Below are 4343 nucleotides of genomic sequence, written 5' to 3' on the forward strand. Positions count from 1 at the left end.
AATCGCTCGTTAAATTTTCTAATTGTTTCTCTGTAATACTCATCTTTTGATTGAATGAATTTATCAAGTTCTCGTTTAGTTCGTTCAAGCTCTGCTTTAATATCTCTTTGTTGATACTCTCTTGCTCTGCTTTCTTTTTCTGTGCGTAAGTCTCTAAGCTTTTCAAAGCTTCTAAATTGTTCATTGTAAATGCCTCCTTTAAACCTTTTAGCTTTTTTGCTTTCTGGTAGTTTAATGCTTAAATAATCGCTTCCTTTTCTTGTTACTTCGATATTGTTTTGCTCTAAAAGATAAATGAGTTCGTCTCTTGAATTGATAATTTTATTAGCTACTTGCTTATGAAGTATCTTATCTAGGGCTTCATAGTCCTTAAAAAGCTCCTTTTCTTTTTTGCTTCCTTGTAGGGTTTGTTCTTTGCTCGGATCTTTTGGATTTGTAAAACCATAGCATAAATTAACAAAATCACGCCAAAAATCAATTCTTTTATTATCAATGGGGTGGTAGTAAGGGTTAAATGACTTTTTGCTTTCTAGGTCCATTTTTGGAATTATAAAGTTTAATTCTAATCTGCCCTTGTCTGTATGTTCTATCCACAAAATATTATAACGTCCTTGCATTGCAGGGGTTAAAAGGGCATTTTCAAAGCTTTGCATTATTTCTTTTTTGGTGTTCTCATCGATGTTTTTTTCCTCAAAAGATAAAACACCTACGCAAGTTTTATGCTTTTGGCTCATTGATTTAATAAGCTCTCTTGTTAAAAACTCGTCCCCTTTTAATATTCTTGCTGTGCCCTGATTAACTCTCTCATTTAGCATATAATCAACCGATGATACACCCCCGCCTTTTTGAGTTTTAAAGAATTTGCAAATCATTCAATGACTTTTCTAAGTTCTTTTAGATGATTTTCAATGCGACTTAGCATTTCTAGCCCTACTCTATCAAGTCCGCCTTTTGATGTGTTTAAATGCTTTGCAACTTGATTTAAATTATTACCCCACTTAGAAAGCTCGGCTATAAAATCTCTATTGATTGGAATTTGTTTTCTTTTAAGGGACTTTTGTTTTAGCATAGATTTTAAAGCAAAACTAGAAAAATTAAGCTCACTTTCTTTTAGTTTGATTTGTATTTGCTCCCACTCATCTTGTGAAAGTCTTAATCTTTTAGTTAAAGTTTTAATGCTTTACTCCTTTCTATTAGCTAAAGCAAATCGCACCTGGTAAGGTGCTATGATTTGCGAAAAGGGGGTGCGGGGGCTGTGTGAGTGCGTAGCACGGAACACGGACAAAGCCCACCGCCCTAATGCTTATCTAAACCTAAAAGGGAAGATAAGCTTAACTCTTAAAAACAGCTTAAAAAGTTTTTAAGAGTTTCAAGGGGTTTTAGGGTCTCCCTAACGAGTTCTCGGAGTAGCAAAAATGCGTTTAGCATTTGTAGCTACGTAGAGTAACCTCGCCTTAATATTAAAATGATAGTATTTTTAGCTTAAATTTTCAAGAAAAATTATATATTTTTAGTCTATTTTTTGCTACTTAAGAAAAATTTAAGATTTTTTGATTTTTTCTCTTGTTTAATATTACTCTTGTTTATACTTGTTTACGGGCATTTTAGCTATGGAAAAATGGGACTTAAAATTGCTAAAAGTGAGATTTTTCGCTATAAAAGTGAGATTTTTCGCTATAAAACCCCCCTTAAAAGTGAGATTTTTCGCTAGGTAACTAAAATTTAAAAATTTCAGTCTCCTTTAGACATTAAATATCGATAAAATAGTGTTTTAAATAGATTTTTTATACTGCAATGAGTAAATTTTTCTCAATATTTAATCAAATTTTTGATTTTTTCTCTTGTTTAATATTAAATTAATTTTTTGATTTTTATAATTATTCATATATCAAATTTTAATCATAGAAAGGGTTTAAAATGAAAAAAATTATCTTAAGTTTAGCAGTAATTGCTTCATTATCTAGTGTTGCTTCAGCTTCAAATCATAGCTATTATAGCAAGAAAGATTTTAACAATCCAAAACAAGAAAGAAGTATAACTTGTGCAACTTTTCATAATTGCCAAACAATACATCAGCCTATTTATCAAGAAGCTTTTTGTAAATGGACAGGATATTGTTAATGATTGTTAATACTTGTCACGGCTTAGTAGATACCAAAGTAGAATATCGAGATAAACCTGCATTAGAAGAGGCGATTGCTAAACAGCAAGAAGATACAAAAAAAGTAGAAGCCGAAGCTAAAAAAGAAGAACAAAGTAATTCTACAAATGTTGATAATCAAGCAAATACTAACAAAAAAGATCAGCTTTTAGATATATCTGCTTAATCCATTGTAAAAAGATTTTTGTAGTTTTGTGCTTCTTTGGCGTTAATTACTCTTTGCTTATCTAAGTAAAAAAGTTCTTCGGCTTTGTCTTTTAACTTCTCTAAGCTTTGTATATCTTTGAAGTTTTTAACACCAAAAGCCACAAATTTATCATCGCTCTTTCTTTGTGCGATGATTGAAATTTTATTATCGGCTTCATTGTGGTCGTAATGAGTTACGATCATTTCACCAAAGCGTTCATCATAAATTGATTTGCCTATATAATTGCTTAGTATTTCTTTTAGCCTGGTAAAAAATTTCTCCTGTTTGGCTTTTTCTTGTGCGATGCGTTTATCATTGTTCTTATAATCAAAAATAAATTCTAAATCTGTGATTTTACGCCCTGTTTTGTAAGTTTTTATTTCTAGTAAAACAAGATTTGATTTGCCATTTATATCTTTTTCGGCTTGTTTTAATACAAAGCGATTAAAATCCGCCCATCTTTCAATGTAAATTTTTGGCACTTCCAAAATGTTTTGCAATACTGCAAGATTGATTTTAAGGCTTTGTTTATTCTGTTTTAACTCACAAACAAGCATATTATAAATTCTTATGCTGTAAGCTGATTTCATTTGCTGGATATCGTTAAATTTTAACTGGGTAAAATCTCTTTTTTGGTCTAACAAGTATTGCATAAGGCTATCATTTAGCTGATAAGTGATATAACCTTGTCCTTCTCTGTATTCTATAAACTTAAAAAGTGGCATAGCTCTTTTAACGCTTACTTCTTTCATTGTTTTTTCATCAAGTAATTTAAAATCTTCAATATAAGCTTTTCTAACCATACTTTCCACTATTTTAGAACAATAAGAATAATCCACTCTACCATTTTCCCACTGCCAAACTTCAAATATTTCACTTAATGGCATTTCACAAACTTGAAATAAAGTGTCTTTTTGGCTGTTTATTTGTGCGACGATCCACATAAACATTTTAAGTTCGTTTGTGTTCATATCATATTTAGCATAAACAAATCGATTGTTTTGAGTTACGACTGCTTTTTGAATTCTTTTTTTGTTAGTTTTTTTTGGTGTTTGCATAATTAGCCTTTAAGGCCAAAAGGACAGGGGCTTAACCCCTGCGGTCTTATTTCACAAAAAATATCGCCACTTTAAGTTTAAAAAACCTAAAATTTAGATATAATGCTACTTTAAGACGCTTACTATGTTTTTTCATAGTATGTCCTTTTGGTCAAATTGCCCCTATCTCTAGGGGCAAAATAATTATATCGCAATTTTAGTTAATAGTGTATATATTTATTAAATATTTCTCACTTTTAGGTATGTTTTTAGGAACAAAAAAGTTACCTTTAGCAATTTTAAGTCCCATTTTTCCATATATTATCTACTATATCCAAAATCTCTTTTAATCTGTCTTGCTTTATTTATTGTCTTTTTAAAGCTGTTTCTAATTCGTTCTCTAAGTTCTGTATATTTTGCTTGTATAATGTCTCTAATTGTTTCAATTCTTGTTCGTTTAATTGCTCCGTTTCTTGTATTTTCTGTTTCAAATCCTTGAAACTCTGTTCTAAGCCGTTGAGTTTGCTTCTCATAGCTTCCAAAGCGTTCTCGTATGCTATTCGTTCGCTCTTGATTATCTCGTGTAATTTCATCTCTGCTTGTTGATATTCTGTTATCTTGTCCTGTAATCTCTCTATTTCTGCTATTAATTCTAATTCTAAAGTCGTCATTTTCTGCCTTTTCTAATCTAGTGGTAGGTAATAATAATTGTCTTGCACTATCACGCTCTCTTTCGGCATTTGTATATAAATTTTCCCGCTGTTTGATTTCGTTGTTAGCTCCTTGCTGATCTGATAAGGTCTTATCCACAGATACCATACAACTACGCTTAAAATCATCATCGTAAGCATTCCCACTAAAAAACTCATTGCTAGGCTGGATATTTTGAATTTCATTAGCTGTATCTTGTAATTGTATTTCTCCATTTTTTCGATTGAATTTTCTAGTTTTTCCCTGT

The 4343-nt window shown here is 30.9% G+C and carries 6 protein-coding genes; 2 read left to right on the plus strand and 4 right to left on the minus strand.

The window, feature by feature from the left end; translation table 11 throughout:
• Together H2279_RS08155 and H2279_RS08160 are read right to left on the minus strand one after the other, a co-directional pair.
• On the minus strand, nucleotides 1–872 hold an 872-nt coding region (locus tag H2279_RS08155), incomplete at its 3' end, for a relaxase/mobilization nuclease domain-containing protein (RefSeq protein WP_337196229.1).
• A complete protein-coding gene (locus H2279_RS08160; RefSeq protein WP_170999737.1) occupies nucleotides 869–1177 on the minus strand; it encodes a plasmid mobilization protein in 309 nt (102 codons plus the stop codon). The genes H2279_RS08155 and H2279_RS08160, both read right to left, overlap by 4 nt.
• 740 nt (nucleotides 1178–1917) lie before the next feature.
• Here H2279_RS08160 and H2279_RS08165 point away from each other — a divergent pair.
• Both H2279_RS08165 and H2279_RS08170 read left to right on the plus strand, forming a co-directional pair.
• Nucleotides 1918–2121 (plus strand): hypothetical protein, encoded by a 204-nt coding sequence (locus H2279_RS08165; protein WP_337196230.1) that lies wholly within the window; start codon nucleotides 1918–1920, stop codon nucleotides 2119–2121.
• A complete protein-coding gene (locus H2279_RS08170; RefSeq protein WP_337196231.1) occupies nucleotides 2103–2327 on the plus strand; it encodes a hypothetical protein in 225 nt (74 codons plus the stop codon). Before H2279_RS08165 ends, H2279_RS08170 begins: the two co-directional genes overlap by 19 nt.
• On the opposite strand, the gene H2279_RS08175 is transcribed toward H2279_RS08170, so the two are convergent.
• Together H2279_RS08175 and H2279_RS08180 are read right to left on the minus strand one after the other, a co-directional pair.
• Entirely contained in the window at nucleotides 2324–3406 is a 1083-nt protein-coding gene (locus H2279_RS08175) for a replication initiation protein (protein ID WP_337196232.1), read from the minus strand. The genes H2279_RS08170 and H2279_RS08175 overlap by 4 nt on opposite strands.
• 300 nt (nucleotides 3407–3706) lie before the next feature.
• Nucleotides 3707–4343, minus strand: a 637-nt coding sequence (locus tag H2279_RS08180) for a hypothetical protein (protein WP_337196233.1), incomplete at its 5' end; no start/stop codon positions are given.

This window comes from Campylobacter sp. B0100352/1 (genome assembly GCF_020135855.1).
GTDB classification, from domain to species: Bacteria; Campylobacterota; Campylobacteria; order Campylobacterales; family Campylobacteraceae; genus Campylobacter_D; species Campylobacter_D taeniopygiae.

Coding starts and splice junctions, on each gene's coding strand:
- H2279_RS08165 (WP_337196230.1), top strand. CDS start 1,918: ATGAAAAAAATTATCTTAAGTTTAGCAGTAATTGCTTCATTATCTAGT.
- H2279_RS08175 (WP_337196232.1), bottom strand. CDS start 3,406: ATGCAAACACCAAAAAAAACTAACAAAAAAAGAATTCAAAAAGCAGTC.
- H2279_RS08170 (WP_337196231.1), top strand. CDS start 2,103: ATGGACAGGATATTGTTAATGATTGTTAATACTTGTCACGGCTTAGTA.